Consider the following 3,741-nt stretch of genomic DNA (forward strand, 5'->3'; position numbering starts at 1 on the left):
CTGCGTGCCCGTGCCGGCCGACGAGGGCGCACCCCGGCAGGCGGCGTGCCTGGTCAGCGACGGCYTCGTGCAGTACGGGGACGAGGGCGTCGAGACCCGCAAGCCCGCGACGAGCACCCGCGTGGTGGTCCTCGACACCGCCGACGGGCGGGTGGCCGCCGACGTTCCCGCACCCGGCGCCACCACGCTGGCGGCGCTGCCGGGGCTCGCGGTCGTGGGCGTGCCCGGTCGGGACGGCCGGACCGAGGTGACCGGTCGGGACCTGCGCACCGGCGACGTGCGCTGGCGGTTCAGCCCGCCGCTGCCGGGCGCCGACCGCCGGGCATTCGCCGGGGAGGTGCGCCTGTTCGCGGTCGAGGGGCTCGTCGGCGTCACGATCCCCGGCTGGACCGCCACGGTGCTCTCGCCCTCGGGACAGGTGCTCCGCGTCAGCCGGCCCGGGAACGCGGACCATGCGGTCGACCCCGTCGCCGGCCGCGCCGTCCTGCTGTACAGCAGCGGCTCGGGTGGGCTGTGGTCCACGCTGGTCGAGCGGGGGCGCGCGGACGTCGAGCTGCCCGGTGAGGTGCTGCCGTTCACGGTCGACGACGGGAGCGTGCCGGACCTGGTGCTCACGTCCGGCGGGAACGTGCGCGGCTGGGACCGGTCCACCGGTGACGCGCGCTGGAAGTCGGACGTCGTGGCGTCGGTGAACGCGCTGGTCCTGCACGGGCGGGTGTACCTGAGCACGCAGGCCGGGGTGGTCGCGCTCGATGGCAGGACCGGGGACGTGGTCTGGCGGGGGGTCACCGCCGAGGGGAACGTGCCGGGGTTCCTGGTCACGGACGGCGAGCTCCTGGTCGCCGCCGACCAGCCCGTCGTCGGCGGACCCCGCAGTGAGCTCGTCGCCTACGCACTGGAGGACGGCCKGACCGTCTGGCGCGTCCCGCTCCCCGACGGGCTCCGGTCGAGCCTCGCGGTCGGGCACCTGTTCCTGGGCTGGGGCGACGACGGGAGGCTCGCGGTCCTCGGCTGACCAGCACGAACGAGTAGGGTCCCGCCATGGCGCGGGGTGGCGGGATGCAGGACGTCGAGCTGCTCGACGGCGAGGAGCCGTCCGTCGAGCTGGTGGCGGAGCCGGCGCGGTCGCGGCGAGGACGGATCTGGGTCGTGGTCGGCGTCGCGGTCGTCGCGCTGGCACTCGTCGGGACGCAGTGGGTGGTGGACGCTCGCGAGGAGGCGGCCGTCGCCCGGCTCGCCGCCGTTCCGGGGGTCCTGCCCCCGTTCGGGGACGAGCTGACCGCGGTGCGCGCGATCTCGCGGGCCGACGTCTACGCGCTCTGGGGCGGGGTCAAGGCCGCGAACGGCGTGACCTCCAGCCTGGACGTCGCTGCGGACGGGTCACAGGCGTTCGTCGCGGTCGACCGGCGCACCGGCGCGACGCTCTGGTCCACGCCCCTGCTCGGGCCGAACGCCGAGCGTGCCGGGTCGCTCGAGAACAGCTACGGCGGCGGCTGCCAGTCGGACGTCGGCCCTCACGAGGTGGCGTCGGTCGCGGTGTGCCTGGTGACCGACGGTTTCACGCGCTACTCGACGGACGAGGACGGGAACGGGCTCGACGAGCGCGTGCCGGCGACGACCACCCGTGCGATGGTGCTCGACCCCGAGGACGGGCGGGTGCTGTCCGAGCGTGCCGTCGAGGCCGGTGCGCAGCTCGCCGTGCTGCGCGGGCTGCTGCTGGTGGGCACGCGGGACACGGAGCGCCTGGAGGTCGTCGCGTACGACCTGCGCACCGGCGACGAGCGGTGGACGTACGACGATCCGCGTGCGCGCATCGACGAGACCGGCGGGGAGGAGGGCTCGCAGTACTGGGGCTTCATGCGCGCGGGGGACGTCGTCGTCTACTCCGTCGGGAGCCGCCTCGGTCTGGTGTCCGCGTCAGGGGAGTCGGTCCGCGACGACCTGTGGTCGACGTCCGACAGCGAGCACGGCGGGTACGGGACCGACGCCATGACGGGCAACCTCGTCCTCCAGGACTACGCCTCCACGGGGGTCCAGTCCACGACGCTGCTCGCGGCGGACGGAGACCCAGCCTCCGACGTGAGGCTCGACGGCGGGCTGATCAACCTCGTCGTCGACGACGGCAGCGTGCCGGACCTGGTGGTGACCTCGTCCGACCACCTGTACGCGTGGGACCGGCGCACCGGGGATCCTCGGTGGGAGGTCGACCTGCAGTCCACCGGGTACGCGCTGGTCGCGCGCGGGAGGGTGTACCTCACGACGGGCACGGGGATCGCCGCGCTCGACGGACGCACGGGAGCGGTCGTCTGGAAGCAGGACCTGCCCTCGTCCTCGATCGGGGCCTTGACCACCGACGGGCGCGACCTGCTCCTGTCCTCCGCCTTCACCGGGGGCAGCATCGAGCAGCTCGGCGCCGACGCGACCGGTACCGGGATGACCGGCTACGACCTGGTCACCGGGGAGAAGACCCGCTTCATCCCGTACCCCGAGGACGTGTTCGACGTCCAGGTCTACGGCGGGATGCTCATCGGCTGGTCGCCCACCTCGGACGACACCTACCTGCTGGAGTGAGCAGGCTCGGACGTGCCGACGGTCAGCGCAGGGCGTCGATCGCCGCCATCTGCTCGCCCGTGAGCTCGAACCCGAGGATGTCCAGGTTGGCCGCGATCCGCTCCTGCCGGGTGGACTTCGGGATGACGACGACGTCGTGCTGCACGTGCCAGCGCAGCACCACCTGCGCGGGGGTGACGCCGTGCGCCTCCGCCGCGGTCACCAGGGCAGGGGAGTCCAGGCTGGTCCGCTTGAGCGGGCTGTACCCCTCGACGACGATGCCGCGCTCGCGGTGGGCGGCCAGCAGGTCCGGGTCGTGGTCGCGCGGGCTGTACGGGATCTGGTTGACCGCGGGGGCCTCGCCGGTGGCGGCGATGAGCTCGTCGAGCTGCCCGATCGAGTAGTTGGACACGCCGATCGAGCGGACCAGGCCCTCGTCGCGGACCTCGCGGAACACCTGCCACGTCTCCGGCGACGCCTGGCGGTTAGGCGGCCAGTGGATCAGCCAGAGGTCCAGGTGGCCGGTGCCCAGTGCGGCCAGCGACTCGGTGAGGGTGCGGCGGGCGCGGCCGGCGTGGTCCGGGGGCAGCTTGGTGGTGAGGAAGACGTCGTCGCGGTCGATGCCGACCGTGGCCAGCGCGCGGCCGACCTCGGCCTCGTTGCCGTAGCCGGTGGCGGTGTCGATGTGCCGGTAGCCCAGCTGCAGGGCCGCGCTGACCGCGCGCTCGGCCTCGCCGCCCTCGGACTGCCAGGTGCCGAGGCCGACGACGGGGATCTGCCCTCCGGGCAGGGTCAGGGTGGGGATCGGTGCAGTGATCATGCGCACCAGTCTCACCCGCCCCCTGCCGCAGCGCGCGGCCGGTTCGCTACTGTCCGCGTGTGGTCGTCGCCGACGTCGGCCGGCGTCCCGGCGAGCTCCCGGCCGTGGCTCCGTTCGCGACGCTCTGGGTCTTCACAGCCGCGGGCGCGCTGCTCGCGGTGCTCGTCGCCCTGTCCGGTCGCTACGGCCCGCACCGGGACGAGCTCTACTTCGTCGCCGCCGGCCGCCGCCTCGCGTGGGGCTACCCCGACCAGCCGCCCCTGACCCCGCTGATCGCCCGTGCCGCGGACCTCGTCGCGCCCGGTTCGCTCGTCGCGCTGCACGTGCCGAGCGCGCTCGCGGCGGCTGCCGTCGTCGTGCTCGCCGCCCTG

At 74.3% G+C, this 3,741-nt stretch carries 4 protein-coding genes; 3 read left to right on the forward strand and 1 reads right to left on the reverse strand.

Annotated elements, in window-relative coordinates; genetic code table 11:
* The first annotated feature begins 10 nt into the window (after positions 1-10).
* Positions 11-1,015, forward strand: a complete 1,005-nt coding sequence (locus AC1DUQ_RS16070; RefSeq protein ID WP_477074127.1) for an outer membrane protein assembly factor BamB family protein — start codon at positions 11-13, stop codon at positions 1,013-1,015.
* Between the two features lie 26 nt (positions 1,016-1,041).
* The gene (locus tag AC1DUQ_RS16075; RefSeq protein WP_477061169.1) at positions 1,042-2,571 is read left to right on the forward strand and encodes an outer membrane protein assembly factor BamB family protein; all 1,530 of its coding nucleotides are present in this window, start codon (positions 1,042-1,044) and stop codon (positions 2,569-2,571) included.
* Between the two features lie 22 nt (positions 2,572-2,593).
* On the opposite strand, the gene AC1DUQ_RS16080 is transcribed toward AC1DUQ_RS16075, so the two are convergent.
* Positions 2,594-3,370 (reverse strand): aldo/keto reductase, encoded by a 777-nt coding sequence (locus tag AC1DUQ_RS16080; RefSeq protein WP_477061170.1) that lies wholly within the window; start codon positions 3,368-3,370, stop codon positions 2,594-2,596.
* 59 nt (positions 3,371-3,429) lie between these two features.
* On the opposite strand from AC1DUQ_RS16080, the gene AC1DUQ_RS16085 reads away from it, so the two are divergent.
* On the forward strand, positions 3,430-3,741 hold a 312-nt coding region (locus tag AC1DUQ_RS16085; RefSeq protein ID WP_477074128.1), incomplete at its 3' end, for a hypothetical protein.

Source organism: Cellulomonas sp. P4_B5_2, from assembly GCF_056402235.1.